The following is a 19,130-nucleotide window of genomic DNA, read 5'->3' on the forward strand; positions in this document are numbered from 1 at the left end:
TAAATAAGCCAGCTTTTTAAAAGTTGGTTTATTTTATATATATTTTCCAATTAATTCGTAAATAAAAATGAAAATTTTATTATTTTTTTATCTTATTATTGGCATTCGGCAAGCTATCTATTAGAATGAGCATAGGAGGGATGCGTTTACTATGCTATTTGATGAATTAATGATGGACAATAGTACCTTAATCAAATTTCAAATTTATAAAAAAATTTCAAGTTTGAATCAAACAATAATACCTGTTTCCCAAGTAGCAAAGCTATTTGATCTTAGCTATCAGCAGACACTGATTATTTTGACTGAAATCAATCAAGAGATTATGGCCTATAATAATAAACAGTCTTCTATCTTAAAAAAAGCTGGTAAAATCAATGCGGAGCATCTAACTATCAGTATCGATGAATATCGGTATTTAACATTAAAAAAATCTATCCCCTTTTTATTCATTTTATACTTTTTAAATCATGATCAACCTACGATTGAAGACTTTTGTGAACGCCACTATGTTAGTCAGTCTACGGTTTCACGAAAAATGATTCCCCTAAAAAAACATGTCAAACAATTTAATCTACGCTTTAGCTTTCGTGAAGCAAATTTAACTGGAGATGAACGAGTCGTCCGAGTAGCACTGTTCAATACTCTTTGGCTGGGTACACGCGGACTTTTTTGGCCGTTTACGCGTGTATCGCGTGAGGAAGCAGAAAAGCTGGTTCATGATTTTTCAGAATATTTCCCATTAACTCGCACCTATCTAGGACTGCGTGAGTTATCTTTTTTTGCAGCAATTTTTCTTTCCAGAGCTCAAAAAAAATTTTTTGTGTCTTATGATTCCAACTATGATTTTTTAATGAAGGACAACCCTTACTATGATTTTAAGCGCTTAAACAAAAGTCTCGGGCCTGTCAAAGCTTTACCACCGGCTATAGCGAAGGGGGAAAGTAGTTTCATTTTTTTCCTGGCCCACTATGCCCCGTTCTACACGATGCAAGATGATCCTTCACTTTATCAAACCTTATTTGATTTTTCAAAACAAGATAATGAGGTGATACACTTTGTCGATGCGTTTTTAAATTACAGCCAGAAAGAGTTTTTCTATAATCAGCCTGAAATAAAAAAAGATCCCTTATTGAAAGGAAATCTTCTTAATATTTTCTTTGTTTATTATGTTCTCAGACATCCATTTCCAAATCTACAGAGTTTAGTTGTTGATTCGGAAAACCGTATGCCGAAAGTCGAAAAGCAATTAGAACAGGTAATCCTGCGCTTTCTTGAAAATAAATTGAATGATTCAGCTTATCCTTATTTATCGAAAATCCAGAAGCCGTTAACAAAGTCCCTTAAGAATCTCATGCTTCCTTACTGCAATCAGTTTCAATGCTCCAAAGTTATTAAAGTCGGCATCGCCTTTGAGCATAATTTTCTGCTGATTAGAAACCTCTATCAGTTTCTCAATCAGCTTGATTTTGTAGAGGTTACACCTTACATAGATAAACTGACTCACAAGTATGATTTGGTCATCAGTTCATCTTTACTGCCGCTGGAAACATATCCAACGCTTCCTCTTCACTGCATGGATTTATCTTACGGAGATGAAGAGTTGGCACACCTATACGTCCGGCTTCACCGGTTATATAAAGAAAAAAATGCCGCATTCGACTATTAAAATAGAGAAGAACAATTTTCTATTAGTTTATGTATGACACTTAATTAGATTCCAGAAAAAAACAAAAAGGGGGTGGACAAAAACATGTCTCCACCCCCTAAAGCTGAATAAAGCGTATTTCAACAATCCTATACTAGGATTAGAAAAGAGAGCTGTAAAAGCAAATAAAGCGAACTAGACAAAAATAGCTTATCGATGTGCCTCCCCTGAATTAGAAAAAGTTCTAATCTGAGGGTGCGCATCTCAGCAAGCTATTTTTGCCTAGTTCGCTTTATTTCTCGTACCTGAATATTCTTGTCACAACCACTCTCAAACAAAAACTATTCATACTTTACTTCAACTAGATAAAGCCCCTCCGGATGAGCTGTTGGACCAGCTGCATTGCGGTCTTTAGCTGCCAGTATTTCGGCTATCGATGTTTCAGCCATACGTCCGTTACCTATTTTCAGTAGTGTTCCCACTAAAATACGAATCATTTTATAGAGAAAACCATCCCCTCGAAAAGTAAACAGCAGCTCATCTCCCGCTGGGTTAGTCGTCATCTTTGCTTCATAGATTGTACGTACCTTATCATCCACACTACTACCAGAAGCACAAAATGAAGTAAAATCATGCGTGCCAATCAGCTCCGGCAACGCCTGTTGGATTTTCTCCAGATTTAACGGATAAGGATAATAGCTTGCATAGAATCTGCGAAAAGGACTCCGCGGTTTTCCAATATCCACTCGAAACTCATAAGTCTTTTCTATTACATGGTATCTTGCATGGAAATCATCAGCGACCTTTTCTACACTGCGCACACTAATATCTTCAGGCGTCTGAGTATCTAAGCCGTAACGCATTCGTTCCAGCGGCCGATCTTCAGGATAGTCAAAATGAATGACCTGTCCCTTCGCATGCACACCTGCATCAGTTCTACCTGAACCAAAAATCGTAATTGATTTTCCATTATTCATTTTCTTTAAGGTTTTCTCCAGTTCAGCTTGAACAGTCCGGCCATTCGGCTGATTCTGAAACCCATTATAATTTGTTCCATCGTATGCAATTACAGCTTTGTAACGAGGCATTTTGTTCACCTTTTCTATAAGTTAGCTTCTGATAAAAATAAGTGCAACAGTCAGCAGTACGAAAATGAGCATGACTATTGTATCACCTTTCTGCCAGTGAAGAATTCGATATTTTGTTCTTCCTTCTCCGCCTTGGTAGCCTCGAGCTTCCATTGCGGTTGCTAAATCTTCTGCACGGTTAAAGCTGCTGACAAAGAGCGGAATTAGTAAAGGAATGACTGCCTTCATTTTTTGAATCAGATTTCCCTCTCCAAAATCCACACCCCTCGCACGCTGTGCATTCATAATCTTCTCTGTTTCATCCATCAATGTGGGAACAAAACGTAATGCAATAGAGAGCATCAAAGAAATTTCATGTACAGGTAGCTTAACTACTTTAAACGGACGTAATAAATACTCTATGGCATCTGATAAAGCTAAAGGCGGGGTTGTTAAAGTCAGTAAAGTAGACATAAAAATAATTAGAATAAAACGGCAGAAAATGAATAACCCATTAACCACACCAAATTCAGTTACTGAAAAGATTCCCCATTGAAAGTAAACAGTTCCTCCTTGCGTAAAGAGCATCTGCAGTGCGACTGTAAACAGAATCAGCCAAAGAAGCGGACGAATCCCTCTAATAAAGAAGCCAATATTGATTTTGGAAACAACGACTGCTGTCAGTGTGAATACCGCTAAAAGGCTGTAGGTCTGCCAATTATTTGCCATAAAGATAATGGCAATAAAATAGAAGCTGGCGAGAAGCTTTGCCCGAGGATCCATTTTATGAATAAATGAATCTCCTGGAATATATCGTCCAAAAATCAGTTTATTCATCATACTGATTCACCAGCCTTCATTTTTAAAATCTGATCAGCCAATTCATCAGCTGTAAGCGGCAGCTGAGTGATTGAAAACCCGCGAATTGCTAATTGTTCAGCAAACTCTGCAGCAGTTGGAACCCCTAACTGTTTCTCTTTCAGCCATTCAATATCCTGAAACACTTCTGACGGTTTACCGGTTTTCACGACTTTCCCTTTTTCAAGAACAAAAATATGATCTGCATAGTTCGCTGCATCATCCATCAAATGAGTCACTAAAACAATTGTCATTCCTTTTTCATGATGAAGCTGCCAGAACATCTCCATCATATCTTTACGTCCTCTGGGATCTAAGCCTGCAGTCGGTTCATCCAGCACTAGAACCTCAGGCTCCATTGCTAAAACTCCGGCAATTGCTACACGGCGCATTTGGCCGCCGGAAAGCTCAAAGGGTGAGCGGTCCAGATAGCTTTCGTCTAACCCTACTAGCTTCAACATCTTTTCCGCCAGCTTACGGGCCTCTTCTTCTGTTGCACCGAAGTTTCTTGGTCCAAACGCAATATCCTTTGCCACTGTTTCTTCAAACAGCTGTGCTTCTGGAAATTGAAAAACAATCCCGACCTTTTTACGAATCGGTTTCAAATTCTTATTATCTGTTTCCGCCGTAATCACTCGGTCACCAATATGAACGGTTCCCTTCGTCGGTTTCACCAATGCATTCAAATGCTGCAGCAAAGTAGATTTGCCGCTTCCAGTATGACCAACGATTGCAGAATAAGAACCATCTTCAATCATCATGTCGATATCAAATAATGCTCTCTGCTCAAATGGCGTATTTGGCTGATAGGTAAAATCTACTTGTTCAAAACGGATGTCCATAGCCATTCCACCATCCTTTCTTCGGTCAAATATTCTTGTGGAACATCAATACCCCGTTCCTTCAATGCAATTTTCAGCTTTTCCGGGAAAGGTAAATCAAGCCCCATTTCAATCAGTTCAGTCCCAGCCGAAAATATTTTTTCAGGTGTTCCCTCATCAACCAACTGTCCCTGACGCATTACTAGGATACGGTTTGCATTTGCTGCTTCATCTATATCGTGAGTAATAGAAATCACAGTTAGATTACTTTCTGCTTTGATTTCCTGAATGGTTGAAATTACTTCTTCGCGACCTTCGGGATCCAACATGCTCGTAGCCTCATCTAAAATGATAATATCCGGCCGTAATGCTACAACTCCAGCAATCGCCACACGCTGTTTTTGTCCGCCAGATAATCTTGCAGGCTCTCTAGTTGCCAAATGATCCATCCGTACTTTTTTTAACGCATCCGTTACTCTAATCACCATTTCATTGCGAGGTACTCCTTGATTTTCCAAGCCAAAGGCCACATCATCCTCGACAGTAGAACCAACGAACTGATTGTCAGGGTTTTGAAAAACCATTCCAACCATGCGGCGGATATCCCAGACATTTTCTTCATTTAGTTCTTTACCGCCTACTGAAATTTGACCAGATGCCGGCAGTAATAACCCATTAATGGTTTTAGCTAATGTTGATTTTCCAGAACCATTATGCCCGATAATTGCTACCCACTCTCCTTTTTTAATTGAAAAGGATACATCTTTCAATGCAGGATCTGCATCTTCTGGTTGGTAGTTGAAATTTATATTTTTAAGCTCAATGATTGATTCCATTACAAACGCTCCCGATTCTTTAGTATCATTGGAAAAATCAACTAATTCTATTTTTCTAACACTAGAGCCTGTCTGAAAACCATAGAGGAAACTAGATTTCCAGAAATTTTAGTGAAGGTCTAGAAAAGCATAGCATATGTGGTCCATAGCGATAGCTTTATGAAGATAAGTTCCATAAGAATCACGAACTACTCACCACTAGAGTTTTCAGGCAGACCCTAGGTACTATTATAACAAAAGTTACCAGTTAATGGGAACAGCCAAGTGTCTTGACAGCTATGTTTTATAAATAAAAATTAACTATGTATGTATCTGTTTTATGGTAAAAAAAAACACCTTATATGATGAGTGCCTATCCGCCGGGAATTCCCAGCGGATAGAGCGCGAGCTAGACTCGGAGTCGCCTCCAACATCATAACACTCTAAAAGAATCATCTATAAAGTGACGGTATAGTTTGATTATTAAACAAATTCCAAGATTACCATTGGCGCAGCATCTCCGCGTCTAGGTTCTGTTTTCAGGATACGAGTGTATCCGCCTTGACGTTCAGCGTAACGAGGTCCTAAGTCATTGAATAGTTTTTGTAAAGCTGATTCAACTACAATAGCCTCATTTTCTTCACGAACGCTGGCAACTTCATTACGTACGTAAGCAGCAGCTTGACGACGTGCATGAAGATCTCCACGTTTACCTAAAGTAATCATTTTTTCTGTTGTAGAACGAACTTCTTTCGCACGAGCTTCAGTCGTAACGATACGTTCGTTAATAATTAAGTCAGTTGTTAAGTCACGCAACATCGCTTTACGTTGGCTTGATGTGCGTCCTAATTTACGATAACCCACGTTGGTTTCCCTCCTTCGTTACTTTTTAACTACATTCTACATACAGCTTCAGCTGCTATCCGGTTGATAGCCTGCAAGCTACGCACACAGCTCGACTAAATTCTGGGAAAAAGTCAAACCAGTATCCTTAGTAAAACGTATTAATCGTCTTTACGTAAGCCTAAACCCAGATCATGCAATTTAAGTTTAACCTCTTCAAGAGATTTACGACCCAAATTACGTACTTTAATCATTTCAGGTTCAGATTTGTTTGTCAGCTCTTGTACAGTATTAATTCCTGCACGTTTCAAACAGTTATATGAACGAACAGACAAGTCTAATTCTTCAATGGTCATTTCCAGCATTTTTTCTTTCTGTGTTTCTTCTTTTTCAACCATGATTTCAGCATTTTTAGCTTCATCGGTTAGATTAACAAAGATGTCTAAATGTTCAGTCATGATCTTAGCGGCTAGACTAAGAGCTTCCTGAGGAATGATTGAACCATCTGTCCATATTTCCATTGTAAGCTTATCGAAATTATCACGACGACCAACACGTGCACTTTCTACTTGGTAGTTAACACGACGTACTGGTGTGTAGATAGAATCGACTGGAAGAACACCAATCGGCATATCTTCTTTTTTATTTTCGTCTGCTTGAACATAGCCACGACCAGGTTTTACTGTTAAGCGAGCATGAAAAGCAGCTCCTTCAGCAACACTACAGATAACTAAATCTTTATTTAGAATCTCAACATCGCTGTCAACGATGATATCACCGGCAGTAACTACAGCAGGTCCTGTAATATCGATCTCAAGGGTTTTTTCTTCTTCAGAATAAAGCTTTAACGCTAATCCTTTGATATTCAGAATGATTTGTGTCACGTCTTCTCTTACACCTTTAATAGTAGAGAATTCATGTAATACACCATCGATTTGAATATTAGTGATTGCAGCTCCTGGTAATGAAGACAACAAAATACGACGTAGAGAATTTCCTAAAGTAGTCCCATAACCCCGTTCCAGAGGTTCTACAACGAACTTGCCATAATCTCTATCTTCATCAATTTTTTCGATTCTTGGTTTTTCAAATTCAATCATTCTTATCTATACCCCTTTCAAAACGAAAAGTGTCTTGTTCAATGACGTTTTTGGTTCAAACTCAAAATGAGCAGCACTCATTAAACACGACGGCGTTTTGGAGGGCGGCATCCATTATGAGGAACTGGTGTAACGTCACGAATTGCAGTCACTTCTAAACCTGTTGCTTGTAATGAACGGATTGCTGCTTCACGTCCAGAACCAGGTCCTTTAACTGTTACTTCGACAGTTTTCAGTCCATGTTCTTGTGCTACTTTAGTTGCAGATTCTGCAGCCATTTGAGCGGCAAAAGGAGTTGATTTTTTGCTTCCTTTGAAGCCTAAAGCTCCTGCTGATGACCATGCCAATGCATTTCCGTGAGTATCGGTAATCATCACAATTGTATTATTGAAAGTAGAATGGATATGCGCGATACCTGCTTCTACATTCTTTTTCACACGGCGTTTACGACTAACTTTCTTTGCTGCCATGAAGTTCTAACCTCCTTCACTTAGGAATTATTTTTTCTTGCCTGCTACAGTACGAGCTGGGCCTTTACGAGTACGTGCATTATTTTTCGTGTTTTGTCCACGAGTTGGTAATCCACGACGATGACGGATTCCACGGTAAGAACCGATTTCCATCAAACGCTTGATGTTCAAGTTCACTTCACGACGAAGATCCCCTTCAACTTTTAACTTATCAATTTCTGCACGAATCGCATCTGTTTGTTCGTTTGTTAAGTCACGAACGCGAATTTCTTCTGATACGCCTGCATTAGCTAATACTTTTTTCGCTGTAGTGTTTCCAATACCAAAAATATAAGTAAGAGAAATTACTACGCGTTTGTCACGAGGAATGTCTACTCCTGCAATACGAGCCATTATTCGTTACACCTCCTATTATCCTTGACGCTGTTTATGTTTTGGATTTGCTGGGCAAATGACCATAACACGCCCTTTACGACGAATTACTTTACAATGCTCACACATTGGTTTTACTGATGGTCTTACTTTCATGATAATACCTCCTGAGATTTTACGGAGTACAATTATTTAAAGCGATAGGTTATACGACCGCGAGTTAAATCATATGGCGATAACTCGACAGTTACTTTATCCCCGGGTAAAATTCGGATGTAATGCATACGAATCTTACCAGAAACGTGAGCCAATACTTCATGCCCGTTCTCTAATTCAACTTTAAACATTGCATTCGGCAAAGTTTCGACGACTGTACCTTCGATTTCAATCATATCATCTTTTGCCACGCACAGTACCTCCTTGTACTTGTTTCGCATTTTCACACGATAAAACGGTGGAAACTGCAGCTCCCACCTAGAATTTTCAATTAAACTTCCAAGAAAATTTTCATAGAAGTCGGACTGATACATTTTACCATAAAACATTCTATATAGCAAGAGAGTCTAAGCTCAACAAAATCAAGGACTGTGTGCAGCTTGCAACTATGCGTCAATAATCGTCTTCACGTCAGAGAACACATCGTTGATTTCTCGATTTCCATCGATTGTGTGCAACAAGTTCTTTTCTTTATAGTAGGCCAAAATCGGCGCACTGCTTTTGATGTTTACTGTCAAACGATTTTTTACCGTTTCAGGCTTATCATCTTCTCTTTGATAGAACTCATGTCCGCCGCAGCGATCGCATGTTCCTTCCACTGTTGGAGGATTGAAAATTTTGTGATAAGTTGCTCCGCAGTTTTTACACATAAAGCGTCCCGCCAAGCGTTCAATCAACACATCTTCTTCTACATGAATGTCGATAACGGCATCGATTTTTTTATTTAACTCTTTAAGCATTTGGTCCAGAGCTTCCGCCTGATCCAGCGTTCTTGGAAAGCCGTCCAGCAAAAATCCTTTTGCTGTATCTGGTTCTGCCAAGCGCTCTTTGACGATTCCATTTGTTACTTCATCAGGAACCAGCTCGCCTTTGTCGATATAAGATTTTGCTTCAAGTCCAAGAGCAGTTTCATTTTTCATCGCAGCCCGAAACATATCACCTGTTGAAATATGGGGAATCCCGTATTCATCAATAATTCTTTCTGCCTGCGTGCCTTTTCCTGCTCCGGGAAGTCCCATTAAAATGAGGTTCATTCGCTTTCCTCCTAATTTTAAAGGCTGAATACAAAACTAGCCATATGTGAGAATGGTGCTGAGGAAGATCCTCAACACACGATTCCTACTTATTGATAAAGCCAACATATTGACGTTTCAACATTAAACCTTCTAATTGTTTTGCTGTTTCCAATGCAACACCGATGATAATCAGTAAGCTGGTTCCACCTAAGCCGATTGATTGCGGCAGGTTCCAAAGCATTTGTGCAATGATAGGCAACAATGCAATGACACCCAAAAAGATAGAGCCGACAACACTTAATCTCATCAAGAGTCCGGATACATAATCTTCTGTCCCTTTACCTGGCCGTACACTTGGAATATAGCTTCCCTGTTTTTGCAGGTTTTCCGCAAGTTTCTCCGGATTTACCTGAACAAACGCATAGAAGAATGTAAAAGCGACGATCAGCACAGTATAGATAGTTGCACCTGGAATCGTGTTGTAGTCGAAAATTTCTGTCATAATTTCATACCATGTTTCACCAGCATAATTTGAAGCGAAGCCCTGCAGAATTGCATTAGGCGTCGAAATCAAGGAACTGGCAAAGATTACCGGAATAACACCGGCGGCATTTACTTTTAATGGCAGATAGCTGCTGGTTGGCGCTCCTGATACACGTTTTGTATACTGAATTGGGATTTTTCTCTCTGCCTGTTGTACAAACGTAACAACTGTGACAATGATTAAAATCGCAATAACCAGAATGACAACAAAAATGATAGAACTTACAAGCTCAGAAGAGTCAATATTGATGAAGTAGTCTTCAATAATCTCTTTGATGGACCCAGGTACACCTGAGATAATCCCGGCAAAGATAATCATTGAAACACCATTTCCAATACCCTTTTCTGTAATTTGTTCCCCCATCCATGTAACAAACAGCGTGCCTGCAGTTAAGATAACTGCAATCATTACAAATGTTGCTGGTGTTGGATTTTTCACTATACCAACCTGGCTTAGCGTATTAAATCCATAGGTTAGACCGATTGATTGCGCAATTCCAAGGACAATCGTCAAATAACGAGTCACCTGGTTTAGCTTTTTACGACCGACTTCCCCTTGTTTCGACCATTCAACAAATTTTGGTATGATGTCCATTTGCAGCAGCTGAACAATAATCGACGCCGTAATATATGGAGAAACCCCCATCGCAAAGATGGAGAAGTTCTGCATAGCACTACCACTGACGATATTCAGCATATTTAGAAATGGTAAGCTGCTTAATTCTTGTAAACCTTTTGCATTTACGCCAGGCACTGTAATATGTGCACCTAAACGAAATACAGCCAGTATGAATATGGTAAAGAATATTTTTGATCTAATGTCTTTGACTTTAAAAGCATCTTTCAATAGTTTGAACATTAGATCACCTCGATAGACCCACCAGCAGCTTCAATCGCTTCTTGTGCTGCTTTAGAGAATTTTGCTGCTTTAACAGTCAATTTCTTCGTTAATTCACCATTAGCAAGAACTTTAATTCCAGCTTTTTCGCTCTTAACGATCCCTGCTTCTTTCAAGACAACAGGTGTTACTTCAGCTCCATCTTCGAATCGATTCAATACATCTAAATTGATTACTGCATATTCTTTACGGTTGATATTTGTAAAACCGCGTTTTGGTAAACGACGGAATAATGGAGTTTGACCCCCTTCAAATCCTAAACGTACACCACCGCCTGAACGAGCTTTTTGCCCTTTTTGTCCACGACCTGATGTTTTACCATTACCAGATGAAGTACCACGTCCAACACGGTTACGTACTTTACGGGAACCTTCAGCAGGTTTTAATTCATGAAGTTTCATTGTGGTTTGGCACCTCCTTAAACAATCTAATTAATTGAGTAAAATTAAACTTCTTCTACGTCCACTAAATGAGAGATAGTGTTAACCATGCCTTTGATAGCTTCATTAGCTGGTTTAACAACTGTACTGTTCATTTTTTTCAATCCCAACGCTTTTACTGTATCACGTTGATTTTGAGGACGTCCGATAACACTGCGTTTTAAAGTAATTTTTAATTCAGCCATTATGTTTGTCCTCCTTATCCTACGATTTCTTCTACAGATTTGCCGCGAAGTGCTGCCACTTCTTCGACGCGTTTTAATTGTGTCAACCCGTCAACTGTTGCACGAACAACGTTGATTGGTGTGTTTGAACCTAGTGATTTAGATGTGATATCGGCTACTCCAGCCAATTCCAATACGGCACGAACTGGTCCGCCCGCTGCAACCCCAGAACCTTCTACTGCAGGTTTCATCAGGATACGTCCGCCGCCGAACACTCCGATAACTTCATGAGGGATGGTAGAACCAACCATAGGAACTTCAATTAAGTTTTTCTTCGCATCTTCAATCGCTTTACGAATTGCTTCTGGTACTTCTTGGGCTTTCCCAGTACCGAAGCCAACATGACCGTTTTTATCACCTACAACCACTAAAGCTGCGAAACGTAGACGACGTCCACCTTTAACAACTTTTGTTACACGGTTGATTGCAACAACGCGGTCTTCTAATTCCAAATGTTTTGGATCGATGTAAACCATTAATGGTGTTCCTCCTTCTCCTAAAATTCTAGTCCATTTTCACGAGCAGCTTCTGCTAAAGCTTGCACGCGGCCATGGTAAAGGTATCCACCACGGTCAAAGACTACTACTTTAATACCTTTTTCAGCAGCACGTTCTGCAACTAGTTTACCTACTGCAGCAGCTTGCTCAACTTTTGTTTCACCTGAAATTTCTTTCTCTAAGGCAGAGGCACTTGCTAGCGTTACACCCGCTACGTCATCAATAATTTGAGCGTAGATGTTTTTGTTAGAGCGAAAAACGTTCAAGCGTGGGCACTCAGCAGTACCAGAGATTTTGTTACGCACACGACGATGTCTCTTCTGACGTGTTTTGTTTTTATCTGGTTTTGTAATCACAATTGTCACCTCTTTGATTTGATAAACTGCTGAATCAGCAGTTCTCATTCAGGAACAGTAATAAAGGATAGGTGGAAAATCAGCTTTAGCGATTTTCCTACACATCTTTTATTATTATTTACCTGTTTTACCTTCTTTACGGCGTACGTATTCGCCAACATAGCGGATACCTTTGCCTTTGTAAGGCTCTGGAGGACGAACGCCGCGGATGTTCGCTGCTAATTCGCCTACAACTTCTTTATTGATACCTTTTACAACGATTTGTGTATTTGAAGGTACGTCAAATGTTACACCTTCCGGTGCTGTCATTTCTACGGGATGAGAGTAACCAACGTTTAAAGTTAGTTTGCTTCCCTGTGCCTGCGCACGGTACCCAACCCCGATAAGTTCCAACGCTTTTTCAAACCCGGCACTTACACCAACAACCATGTTGTTGAAGTTCGCACGAGTTGTTCCGTGGATTGTTTTCATTTCTTTGCTGTCATTTGGACGAGTGAATGTTACCTCGTTTCCTTCGATATTCATTTTAATATCAGCTGAAAACTCACGAGTTAATTCACCTTTTGGTCCTTTTACAGTGACGTTGTTTCCTTCTTGCTTCACTTCAACGCCAGCAGGAAGAACAACTACTTTATTACCAATACGGCTCACTTAGAGACACCTCCTTGTGTATTCTTTAAAATTACCATACGTAGGCGATTACTTCGCCGCCGATGTTTTTCGCTCTAGCTTCTTTATCAGTAACAACACCTTCTGAAGTAGAGATGATCGCAATACCTAAACCGTTCAGTACTTTTGGTACTTCGTCAGCTTTTACGTAAGCACGTAAACCTGGTTTAGAGATACGTTTTAAGTTAGTGATAACACGCTCGTCGTCTTTACCGTATTTTAGGAAAACACGGATCACGCCTTGCTTGTCATCTTCAATATATTCTACATCGCGAACGAATCCTTCACGTTTCAGGATTTCTGCGATATCACGTTTGATTTTTGATGCAGGTACTTCTAAGCTCTCATGTTTAACCATGTTCGCATTACGAATGCGAGTTAGAAAATCTGCAATTGGATCTGTCATGACCATTGAACTAGTTACCTCCTTTATGCAAGTTTACTTGTTTACCAGCTAGCTTTCTTCACGCCGGGAATTTGACCTTTATAGGCAAGTTCGCGGAAGCAAATACGGCAAAGATGAAATTTACGATAAACTGAATGTGGACGTCCGCAACGTTCGCAGCGTGTATAAGCCTGTGTTGAATGTTTAGCAGGGCGTTTGTTTTTAGCAATCATTGATTTTTTAGCCACGTAGTTCGCCTCCTTATTTTATTTTTGGAATGGCATGCCTAGTTGTCCCAACAACTCACGAGATTCTTCGTCTGTGTTTGCTGTTGTAACGATAACGATATCCATACCACGTACTTTATCTACTAAATCATAATCCACTTCTGGGAAGATTAATTGTTCTTTAATACCTAAAGTGTAGTTACCGCGTCCGTCAAAGGCTTTTTTACTGATACCGTGGAAGTCACGTACACGAGGTAGAGAAACTGAAACCAGTTTATCCAGGAATTCGTACATTCTTTCTCCGCGCAGTGTTACTTTCGCACCGATCGGCATTCCTTCACGAAGACGGAATCCAGCGATTGATTTTTTTGCTTTAGTGATGATTGGCTTTTGACCAGAGATTAAAGCTAATTCTTCAACAGCTTTATCTAAGTTCTTAGCATTTGATACTGCATCACCCACACCCATATTGATAACAATTTTCTCAACTTTTGGTGTTTGCATGATTGAACTATAATTGAATTTTTCCATCAATGATGGTGTTACTTCTTTAATATATTTTTCTTTCAGGCGGTTCATTCAATAAGCCCCTCCTTCCTCAATGTTTATTTATCTAAAACTTCACCTGTTTTTTTAGAAACACGTACTTTTTTACCGTCTACTTCTTTGTAGCCAACTTTAGTAGCTTCACCGTTAGAAGGATCGATCACCATCACGTTAGAAACATGAATCGGTGCCGGCTGTTCCAAGATTCCTCCTTGAGGAGCATCTTGACTAGGTTTCTGGTGTTTTTTCATGATGTTGATGCCATCAACGATCACTTTGTCTTTTTTAGGAAACGCTTCTAGAACAACGCCTTCCTTGTTTTTATCTTTACCAGTGATAACTTTTACTTTATCGCCTTTTTTAACAAACATTAGTGTTTCGCACCTCCTTTGATAAGTGTCTCGATTATAATACTTCTGGTGCAAGAGAAACGATCTTCATGAAGTTGTTCTCACGTAATTCACGTGCAACAGGTCCGAAGATACGTGTACCGCGCGGGCTCTTATCATCACGGATGATTACCGCAGCATTTTCGTCGAATTTAATGTAAGAACCGTCTGGACGACGAGCTCCTGATTTTGTACGAACGATAACGGCTTTAACTACTTCACCTTTTTTGACAACACCACCTGGCGTTGCTTGTTTAACCGTAGCAACAATTACGTCACCAATATTAGCAGTTTTACGACCAGAACCACCAAGGACTTTGATCGTTAGAATTTCACGCGCACCTGAGTTGTCAGCAACTCTTAATCGGCTTTCTTGTTGGATCACGATGTGTATCCTCCTTTCAGATTTATACTCAATCTATATAGGAAAATCTCGTTTTATTAGATAACAACTGCTTCTTCGACTACCTCTAGTAAACGGAAACGTTTTGTAGCTGATAATGGACGAGTTTCCATGATTCTTACGATGTCTCCAACTTTTGCAGTGTTGTTTTCATCATGTGCTTTGTACTTTTTAGAATATTTCATGCGTTTACCGTAGATAGGGTGGTTTTTCTTTGTTTCAACGACAACTGTGATTGTTTTATCCATTTTGTCAGAAACTACACGTCCCTGGTAAACCTTACGTTGATTTCTTTCTTCAGACATACGCGTTTGGCCTCCTTCCACTATTAGTTAGCTTGTTCACGCAATACTGTTTTGATGCGTGCAATCGATTGACGTACTTCTTTAATACGTGCAGTGTTTTCTAATTGTCCTGTTGCTAGTTGGAATCTAAGGTTAAACAATTCTTCTTTCAATTGTTTTTCCTGGTCAAGCATTTCGGCAGTGGTTAATTCTCTGATATCTTTAACCTTCATTCGATTCACCACCCATTTCCTCACGTTTTACGATCTTAGTTTTTACTGGCAGTTTGTGGGATGCAAGGCGCAGAGCTTCGCGAGCAACTTCTTCAGGAACGCCGGCAATCTCAAACATGATTTTACCACGTTTAACTGGAGATACCCATCCTTCAGGAGCACCTTTACCTTTACCCATACGAACACCAATAGCTTTACTAGTATATGATTTGTGAGGGAAAATTTTGATCCATACTTTCCCGCCACGTTTCATATAACGAGTCATGGCAATACGGGCAGCTTCGATTTGTCTGTTTGTGATCCAATGAGATTCAGTTGCCTGAAGACCCCATTCACCAAAAACGACTTCTTTTCCGCCTTTTGCTTCACCGCGCATTTTACCTCTAAACTCACGACGGTGTTTTACACGTTTAGGTACTAACATGCTTATTTCCCTCCTTTCTCAGTGTTTTTTTTCGCTGGAAGAATCTCTCCACGATAGATCCACACTTTTACTCCTAATTTTCCGTAAGTTGTGTCTGCTTCTTCCCATGCGTAGTCAATATCGGCACGCAATGTATGAAGAGGAACAGTTCCTTCTGAATATCCTTCTGAACGAGCAATATCTGCACCATTCAAACGACCGGATACTTGTGTTTTGATTCCTTGAGCGCCTGAACGCATTGTGCGTTGAATCGCTTGTTTTTGTGCACGACGGAAAGCTACACGGTTTTCTAATTGACGTGCAATTCCTTCGCCGACCAATTTAGCATCTAAATCTGGTTTTTTGATTTCAACGATGTTGATGTGAACTCTTTTACCAGTTAGTTTATTTAGTTCTTTTCTAAGGTTTTCAACTTCAGATCCGCCTTTACCGATAACCATACCCGGTTTAGCTGTGTGGATTGAAATGTTCACACGGTTTGCAGCGCGCTCGATCTCAATTGTAGACACAGCGGCATCAGCAAGTTTTTTAGCGATGAATTTACGGATTCTTAAATCTTCGTGTAAGAATTCAGCATACTCTTTTTCAGCATACCATTTTGCATCCCAGTCGCGGATGATGCCTACACGCATTCCAATTGGATGTACTTTTTGACCCACTGGTTGTCCCTCCTCTTATCATTTGAGGCTTGTTTTTAACAAGCTGCTCTTTTTGAGGTCCGGCAGCCATTGTTGCAGCACATAGCATCTGTTAAGCAGAACTGATGTGGTACAGTGCAAGGCTCCTCCTCTTATCCTTTTAAGGATTATTTTTCTGATACTACTACTGTAATATGACTTGTACGTTTCATGATTGGTGATGCTGAACCTTTAGCACGCGGACGGAACCGTTTCATAGTTGGTCCTTCGTTAACAAAAGCTTCAGATACAACAAGATTTTCAACATCTAAGTCAAAGTTGTTTTCTGCGTTAGCAACTGCTGACATTAAAACTTTTTCAATGATTCCAGCAGATTTGTTTGGTGTGAATTTCAAAATTGAAATTGCATCTCCAACGCTTTTTCCTCTGATAAGATCGATTACTAAACGTGCTTTACGAGGAGAAGTGCGAACTGTTTTCGCAGTTGCTTTAGCTGATGTGATTTGTTCTGCCATGTTGATGTTTCCCTCCCTCAAAATTAACGTCTAGTTTTCTTATCATCGGCAGCATGCCCACGATAAGTTCTAGTTGGTGCAAATTCACCTAATTTATGTCCTACCATATCTTCTTGAATGTATACTGGAACGTGTTTACGTCCATCATATACAGCAATTGTAAATCCAACAAATTGTGGAAAAATTGTAGAGCGGCGAGACCAAGTTTTAATTACTTTTTTCTTTTCAGCGCCTTGTTGAGCTTCGACTTTCTTCATTAAATGATCATCAGCGAAAGGCCCTTTTTTCAAACTACGACCCATGGTGAACCTCCTCTCAAAATGTACGACACATGGTCAAAAATATAAATCTTGTTAAATAAACAATCTCTATTATTATCTCTTTTGTTTTTAACAAAAGACACGTTTCGTGTAATGTAGCTTTCACAAAATTTATATAGATTATTTAGTACGGCGACGAACGATAAGTTTGTCGGATTTGGCTTTTTTGTTACGAGTTTTGTAACCCAATGCTGGTTGACCCCAAGGTGATACTGGAGCTTTACGTCCGATTGGAGTTTTACCTTCACCACCACCGTGTGGGTGATCGTTAGGATTCATTACGCTACCACGTACAGTTGGACGCTTGCGCATCCAGCGAGAACGACCGGCTTTACCGATGTTGATTAGTTCGTGTTGCTCGTTACCAACTGAACCGACTGTTGCACGGCAAGTTGCCAAGATCATACGAACTTCGCCTGAGTTCAGACGGATCAATACGTATTTACCTTCTTTACCAAGTACTTGTGCACTTGTACCAGCTGAACGGATTAATTGTCCGCCTTTACCTGGCTTCATTTCGATGTTGTGAACAACAGTACCGACTGGAATGTTACTCAACGGCAGTGCGTTCCCAACTTTGATGTCTGATTCTGGACCGGAAACGATTTTTGTTCCAACTTCCAATCCTTTAGGTGCTAAGATGTAAGCTTTCACTCCATCTTCATAGTGTACTAATGCAATGTTAGCTGAACGGTTCGGATCGTACTCGATCGTTTGAACAGTTGCAACAACGTTGTCTTTGTTACGCTTGAAGTCGATCACGCGGTATTGGCGTTTGTGTCCGCCACCATGATGACGAACAGTAATGCGACCGTTGTTGTTACGACCAGCATGATTTTTTAACGGCTGTAGTAATGTTTTTTCTGGTGTAGAAGTTGTGATTTCAGCGAAATCAGAACTAGTCATATTACGACGGCCGTTTGTGGTAGGTTTGTACTTTTTAATCGCCACGTCTTGTTTCCCTCCTACTTTACTTCGATCATTATCTCAGGTTCTGCTTTTATTCAGCAGCTTCGAAAATTTGAATTCCTTTTGAATCTTCAGTCAATGTCACAATAGCTTTGCGACGTTTTTTAGTATATCCTGCATATTTGCCCATGCGTTTGAATTTAGGACGCACGTTGATGATATTCACGTTTTTAACTTTTACGTCAAACGCAGCTTCAACAGCTTGTTTCACTAAAGTTTTGTTCGCGCGAACGTCTACTTCGAACGTATATTTTTGTTCGTCCATAGCAAGCATTGATTTCTCAGTGATTACCGGGCGTTTGATTACGTCTAGTAAGTTCATTATGCAAGCACCTCCTCAATTTGAGTAAGAGCAGTTTGCGTTGCTAGCATTTTTTGGCTTGAAACAATATCCAATACGCTGATGTTGTCTGAAGTGACAACTGTTACGTTTGGCAAGTTACGAGCAGATAATGCTGCAAAGTCATTCTCAGGTTCAAGAACCACCAATACTTTTGTATCGATAGACAAATTACCAAGAACTTGTCTGAATTCTTTTGTTTTTGGTGCGTCGAAGTTCAAGCCTTCAACTGCTACCAGATTACTTTCAGCAACTTTTTCTGACAATACAGATTTCATTGCTAAACGACGAACTTTTTTAGGAAGTTTGTAGCTGTAAGAACGTGGTGTTGGTCCGAAAACTACGCCACCTCCACGCCATTGTGGTGAACGGATTGAACCTTGACGGGCACGACCTGTTCCTTTTTGACGCCATGGCTTACGGCCACCGCCGCGAACAGCACTGCGGTTTTTCACAGCATGTGTTCCCTGTCTTAATGAAGCGCGCTGCATGATGATTGCATCGTATACAACACTTTCATTTGGTTCGATTCCGAAGATTTCTTCGTTTAAAGTGATTTCACCATTTTGAGTTCCATCTTGTTTAAATAATGCTACATTCGGCATTC

General features: G+C 40.0%; 32 protein-coding genes. 1 reads left to right on the forward strand and 31 read right to left on the reverse strand.

The annotated features are described in order from the left end of the window. The first annotated feature begins 151 nt into the window (after positions 1-151). Positions 152-1,666 (forward strand): helix-turn-helix domain-containing protein, encoded by a 1,515-nt coding sequence (locus tag ACPWSO_RS08725; RefSeq protein ID WP_426082555.1) that lies wholly within the window; start codon positions 152-154, stop codon positions 1,664-1,666. 320 nt (positions 1,667-1,986) lie between these two features. Here the strand turns inward: ACPWSO_RS08725 and truA are convergent, their stop codons facing one another. From truA to rplD, 31 genes are all read right to left on the reverse strand, one after another. After that, positions 1,987-2,733, reverse strand: coding sequence for a tRNA pseudouridine(38-40) synthase TruA (truA, locus tag ACPWSO_RS08730; RefSeq protein WP_426082556.1), 747 nt, complete (start codon positions 2,731-2,733; stop codon positions 1,987-1,989). 21 nt (positions 2,734-2,754) lie between these two features. Then, positions 2,755-3,552, reverse strand: a complete 798-nt coding sequence (locus tag ACPWSO_RS08735) for an energy-coupling factor transporter transmembrane component T family protein (protein WP_426082558.1) — start codon at positions 3,550-3,552, stop codon at positions 2,755-2,757. Next, entirely contained in the window at positions 3,549-4,412 is an 864-nt protein-coding gene (locus tag ACPWSO_RS08740) for an energy-coupling factor ABC transporter ATP-binding protein (RefSeq protein ID WP_426082559.1), read from the reverse strand. The genes ACPWSO_RS08735 and ACPWSO_RS08740 overlap by 4 nt, the downstream gene beginning before the upstream one ends. Next, the gene (locus tag ACPWSO_RS08745) at positions 4,388-5,227 is read right to left on the reverse strand and encodes an energy-coupling factor ABC transporter ATP-binding protein (protein WP_426082560.1); all 840 of its coding nucleotides are present in this window, start codon (positions 5,225-5,227) and stop codon (positions 4,388-4,390) included. Before ACPWSO_RS08745 ends, ACPWSO_RS08740 begins: the two co-directional genes overlap by 25 nt. Before the next feature lie 462 nt (positions 5,228-5,689). After that, the gene (gene rplQ / locus ACPWSO_RS08750; RefSeq protein WP_229441613.1) at positions 5,690-6,070 is read right to left on the reverse strand and encodes a 50S ribosomal protein L17; all 381 of its coding nucleotides are present in this window, start codon (positions 6,068-6,070) and stop codon (positions 5,690-5,692) included. Between the two features lie 140 nt (positions 6,071-6,210). Further along, positions 6,211-7,149 carry a DNA-directed RNA polymerase subunit alpha gene (locus ACPWSO_RS08755; protein WP_426082561.1) on the reverse strand — a complete coding sequence of 313 codons (939 nt, stop codon included), beginning with the start codon at positions 7,147-7,149 and terminating at the stop codon, positions 6,211-6,213. 80 nt (positions 7,150-7,229) lie between these two features. Further along, positions 7,230-7,619: a 30S ribosomal protein S11 gene (gene rpsK / locus ACPWSO_RS08760; RefSeq protein WP_426082562.1), complete on the reverse strand. Its 390-nt coding sequence runs from the start codon at positions 7,617-7,619 to the stop codon at positions 7,230-7,232. Positions 7,620-7,646: 27 nt separating this feature from the next. Then, positions 7,647-8,012: a 30S ribosomal protein S13 gene (gene rpsM, locus ACPWSO_RS08765; RefSeq protein WP_426082564.1), complete on the reverse strand. Its 366-nt coding sequence runs from the start codon at positions 8,010-8,012 to the stop codon at positions 7,647-7,649. Positions 8,013-8,030: 18 nt separating this feature from the next. Beyond that, complete coding sequence (gene rpmJ, locus ACPWSO_RS08770; protein WP_002288710.1) at positions 8,031-8,147, reverse strand: 50S ribosomal protein L36; 117 nt, start codon at positions 8,145-8,147, stop codon at positions 8,031-8,033. 32 nt (positions 8,148-8,179) lie between these two features. Beyond that, positions 8,180-8,398 (reverse strand): translation initiation factor IF-1, encoded by a 219-nt coding sequence (infA, locus tag ACPWSO_RS08775; protein WP_013773088.1) that lies wholly within the window; start codon positions 8,396-8,398, stop codon positions 8,180-8,182. A gap of 195 nt (positions 8,399-8,593) precedes the next feature. Then, positions 8,594-9,241 (reverse strand): adenylate kinase, encoded by a 648-nt coding sequence (locus ACPWSO_RS08780; RefSeq protein ID WP_426082567.1) that lies wholly within the window; start codon positions 9,239-9,241, stop codon positions 8,594-8,596. Between the two features lie 85 nt (positions 9,242-9,326). Continuing rightward, positions 9,327-10,625 carry a preprotein translocase subunit SecY gene (gene secY, locus ACPWSO_RS08785; RefSeq protein WP_426082568.1) on the reverse strand — a complete coding sequence of 433 codons (1,299 nt, stop codon included), beginning with the start codon at positions 10,623-10,625 and terminating at the stop codon, positions 9,327-9,329. After that, the gene (rplO, locus tag ACPWSO_RS08790) at positions 10,625-11,065 is read right to left on the reverse strand and encodes a 50S ribosomal protein L15 (protein WP_426082570.1); all 441 of its coding nucleotides are present in this window, start codon (positions 11,063-11,065) and stop codon (positions 10,625-10,627) included. Before rplO ends, secY begins: the two co-directional genes overlap by 1 nt. Positions 11,066-11,109: 44 nt before the next feature. Next, the gene (gene rpmD, locus ACPWSO_RS08795) at positions 11,110-11,289 is read right to left on the reverse strand and encodes a 50S ribosomal protein L30 (RefSeq protein WP_426082572.1); all 180 of its coding nucleotides are present in this window, start codon (positions 11,287-11,289) and stop codon (positions 11,110-11,112) included. Between the two features lie 14 nt (positions 11,290-11,303). Then, on the reverse strand, positions 11,304-11,804 hold the full coding sequence (gene rpsE / locus ACPWSO_RS08800) for a 30S ribosomal protein S5 (protein WP_426082574.1): 501 nt from the start codon (positions 11,802-11,804) through the stop codon (positions 11,304-11,306). 20 nt (positions 11,805-11,824) lie between these two features. After that, a complete protein-coding gene (gene rplR / locus ACPWSO_RS08805) occupies positions 11,825-12,181 on the reverse strand; it encodes a 50S ribosomal protein L18 (RefSeq protein WP_426082576.1) in 357 nt (118 codons plus the stop codon). A gap of 114 nt (positions 12,182-12,295) precedes the next feature. Then, the gene (gene rplF / locus ACPWSO_RS08810; protein WP_426082578.1) at positions 12,296-12,832 is read right to left on the reverse strand and encodes a 50S ribosomal protein L6; all 537 of its coding nucleotides are present in this window, start codon (positions 12,830-12,832) and stop codon (positions 12,296-12,298) included. A gap of 31 nt (positions 12,833-12,863) precedes the next feature. Further along, the gene (gene rpsH, locus ACPWSO_RS08815; RefSeq protein WP_426082579.1) at positions 12,864-13,262 is read right to left on the reverse strand and encodes a 30S ribosomal protein S8; all 399 of its coding nucleotides are present in this window, start codon (positions 13,260-13,262) and stop codon (positions 12,864-12,866) included. Positions 13,263-13,297: 35 nt separating this feature from the next. Continuing rightward, complete coding sequence (locus ACPWSO_RS08820) at positions 13,298-13,483, reverse strand: type Z 30S ribosomal protein S14 (RefSeq protein WP_002356214.1); 186 nt, start codon at positions 13,481-13,483, stop codon at positions 13,298-13,300. Between the two features lie 18 nt (positions 13,484-13,501). Further along, positions 13,502-14,041 carry a 50S ribosomal protein L5 gene (gene rplE / locus ACPWSO_RS08825; protein WP_202058253.1) on the reverse strand — a complete coding sequence of 180 codons (540 nt, stop codon included), beginning with the start codon at positions 14,039-14,041 and terminating at the stop codon, positions 13,502-13,504. Between the two features lie 26 nt (positions 14,042-14,067). After that, positions 14,068-14,379, reverse strand: a complete 312-nt coding sequence (gene rplX, locus ACPWSO_RS08830; protein WP_426082582.1) for a 50S ribosomal protein L24 — start codon at positions 14,377-14,379, stop codon at positions 14,068-14,070. Positions 14,380-14,413: 34 nt separating this feature from the next. Continuing rightward, positions 14,414-14,782, reverse strand: a complete 369-nt coding sequence (gene rplN, locus ACPWSO_RS08835; RefSeq protein ID WP_086349668.1) for a 50S ribosomal protein L14 — start codon at positions 14,780-14,782, stop codon at positions 14,414-14,416. A 56-nt stretch (positions 14,783-14,838) separates the two neighbouring features. Then, entirely contained in the window at positions 14,839-15,105 is a 267-nt protein-coding gene (rpsQ, locus tag ACPWSO_RS08840; protein ID WP_426082584.1) for a 30S ribosomal protein S17, read from the reverse strand. 23 nt (positions 15,106-15,128) lie between these two features. Next, on the reverse strand, positions 15,129-15,317 hold the full coding sequence (gene rpmC, locus ACPWSO_RS08845; protein ID WP_209557371.1) for a 50S ribosomal protein L29: 189 nt from the start codon (positions 15,315-15,317) through the stop codon (positions 15,129-15,131). Continuing rightward, complete coding sequence (gene rplP / locus ACPWSO_RS08850) at positions 15,307-15,741, reverse strand: 50S ribosomal protein L16 (protein ID WP_289868718.1); 435 nt, start codon at positions 15,739-15,741, stop codon at positions 15,307-15,309. Before rplP ends, rpmC begins: the two co-directional genes overlap by 11 nt. A 2-nt stretch (positions 15,742-15,743) precedes the next feature. Next, positions 15,744-16,400: a 30S ribosomal protein S3 gene (rpsC, locus tag ACPWSO_RS08855; RefSeq protein WP_426082586.1), complete on the reverse strand. Its 657-nt coding sequence runs from the start codon at positions 16,398-16,400 to the stop codon at positions 15,744-15,746. A gap of 146 nt (positions 16,401-16,546) precedes the next feature. Further along, positions 16,547-16,894 (reverse strand): 50S ribosomal protein L22, encoded by a 348-nt coding sequence (gene rplV / locus ACPWSO_RS08860; protein WP_426082588.1) that lies wholly within the window; start codon positions 16,892-16,894, stop codon positions 16,547-16,549. Between the two features lie 23 nt (positions 16,895-16,917). Next, positions 16,918-17,196, reverse strand: a complete 279-nt coding sequence (gene rpsS, locus ACPWSO_RS08865) for a 30S ribosomal protein S19 (protein ID WP_271493795.1) — start codon at positions 17,194-17,196, stop codon at positions 16,918-16,920. A 138-nt stretch (positions 17,197-17,334) separates the two neighbouring features. Beyond that, positions 17,335-18,165: a 50S ribosomal protein L2 gene (rplB, locus tag ACPWSO_RS08870; RefSeq protein ID WP_426082589.1), complete on the reverse strand. Its 831-nt coding sequence runs from the start codon at positions 18,163-18,165 to the stop codon at positions 17,335-17,337. 49 nt (positions 18,166-18,214) lie between these two features. After that, a complete protein-coding gene (rplW, locus tag ACPWSO_RS08875) occupies positions 18,215-18,505 on the reverse strand; it encodes a 50S ribosomal protein L23 (RefSeq protein WP_426082590.1) in 291 nt (96 codons plus the stop codon). Next, positions 18,505-19,128: a 50S ribosomal protein L4 gene (gene rplD / locus ACPWSO_RS08880; protein WP_426082591.1), complete on the reverse strand. Its 624-nt coding sequence runs from the start codon at positions 19,126-19,128 to the stop codon at positions 18,505-18,507. Before rplD ends, rplW begins: the two co-directional genes overlap by 1 nt. Positions 19,129-19,130 lie beyond the last annotated feature (2 nt).

It is taken from the genome of Enterococcus sp. LJL51, assembly GCF_049894025.1.
Lineage (GTDB): Bacteria > Bacillota > Bacilli > Lactobacillales > Enterococcaceae > Enterococcus_L.

Excerpts from the sequence above, each read along its gene's own strand:
- ACPWSO_RS08725 (WP_426082555.1), top strand. The coding sequence starts at position 152 with ATGCTATTTGATGAATTAATGATGGACAATAGTACCTTAATCAAATTT.
- truA (WP_426082556.1), bottom strand. The coding sequence starts at position 2,733 with ATGCCTCGTTACAAAGCTGTAATTGCATACGATGGAACAAATTATAAT.
- ACPWSO_RS08735 (WP_426082558.1), bottom strand. The coding sequence starts at position 3,552 with ATGATGAATAAACTGATTTTTGGACGATATATTCCAGGAGATTCATTT.
- ACPWSO_RS08740 (WP_426082559.1), bottom strand. The coding sequence starts at position 4,412 with ATGGACATCCGTTTTGAACAAGTAGATTTTACCTATCAGCCAAATACG.
- ACPWSO_RS08745 (WP_426082560.1), bottom strand. The coding sequence starts at position 5,227 with ATGGAATCAATCATTGAGCTTAAAAATATAAATTTCAACTACCAACCA.
- ACPWSO_RS08755 (WP_426082561.1), bottom strand. The coding sequence starts at position 7,149 with ATGATTGAATTTGAAAAACCAAGAATCGAAAAAATTGATGAAGATAGA.
- rpsK (WP_426082562.1), bottom strand. The coding sequence starts at position 7,619 with ATGGCAGCAAAGAAAGTTAGTCGTAAACGCCGTGTGAAAAAGAATGTA.
- rpsM (WP_426082564.1), bottom strand. The coding sequence starts at position 8,012 with ATGGCTCGTATTGCAGGAGTAGACATTCCTCGTGACAAACGCGTAGTA.
- rpmJ (WP_002288710.1), bottom strand. The coding sequence starts at position 8,147 with ATGAAAGTAAGACCATCAGTAAAACCAATGTGTGAGCATTGTAAAGTA.
- ACPWSO_RS08780 (WP_426082567.1), bottom strand. The coding sequence starts at position 9,241 with ATGAACCTCATTTTAATGGGACTTCCCGGAGCAGGAAAAGGCACGCAG.
- secY (WP_426082568.1), bottom strand. The coding sequence starts at position 10,625 with ATGTTCAAACTATTGAAAGATGCTTTTAAAGTCAAAGACATTAGATCA.
- rplO (WP_426082570.1), bottom strand. The coding sequence starts at position 11,065 with ATGAAACTTCATGAATTAAAACCTGCTGAAGGTTCCCGTAAAGTACGT.
- rpmD (WP_426082572.1), bottom strand. The coding sequence starts at position 11,289 with ATGGCTGAATTAAAAATTACTTTAAAACGCAGTGTTATCGGACGTCCT.
- rpsE (WP_426082574.1), bottom strand. The coding sequence starts at position 11,804 with ATGGTTTACATCGATCCAAAACATTTGGAATTAGAAGACCGCGTTGTT.
- rpsH (WP_426082579.1), bottom strand. The coding sequence starts at position 13,262 with ATGGTCATGACAGATCCAATTGCAGATTTTCTAACTCGCATTCGTAAT.
- rplE (WP_202058253.1), bottom strand. The coding sequence starts at position 14,041 with ATGAACCGCCTGAAAGAAAAATATATTAAAGAAGTAACACCATCATTG.
- rplX (WP_426082582.1), bottom strand. The coding sequence starts at position 14,379 with ATGTTTGTTAAAAAAGGCGATAAAGTAAAAGTTATCACTGGTAAAGAT.
- rpsQ (WP_426082584.1), bottom strand. The coding sequence starts at position 15,105 with ATGTCTGAAGAAAGAAATCAACGTAAGGTTTACCAGGGACGTGTAGTT.
- rpmC (WP_209557371.1), bottom strand. The coding sequence starts at position 15,317 with ATGAAGGTTAAAGATATCAGAGAATTAACCACTGCCGAAATGCTTGAC.
- rplP (WP_289868718.1), bottom strand. The coding sequence starts at position 15,741 with ATGTTAGTACCTAAACGTGTAAAACACCGTCGTGAGTTTAGAGGTAAA.
- rplV (WP_426082588.1), bottom strand. The coding sequence starts at position 16,894 with ATGGCAGAACAAATCACATCAGCTAAAGCAACTGCGAAAACAGTTCGC.
- rpsS (WP_271493795.1), bottom strand. The coding sequence starts at position 17,196 with ATGGGTCGTAGTTTGAAAAAAGGGCCTTTCGCTGATGATCATTTAATG.
- rplW (WP_426082590.1), bottom strand. The coding sequence starts at position 18,505 with ATGAACTTACTAGACGTAATCAAACGCCCGGTAATCACTGAGAAATCA.
- rplD (WP_426082591.1), bottom strand. The coding sequence starts at position 19,128 with ATGCCGAATGTAGCATTATTTAAACAAGATGGAACTCAAAATGGTGAA.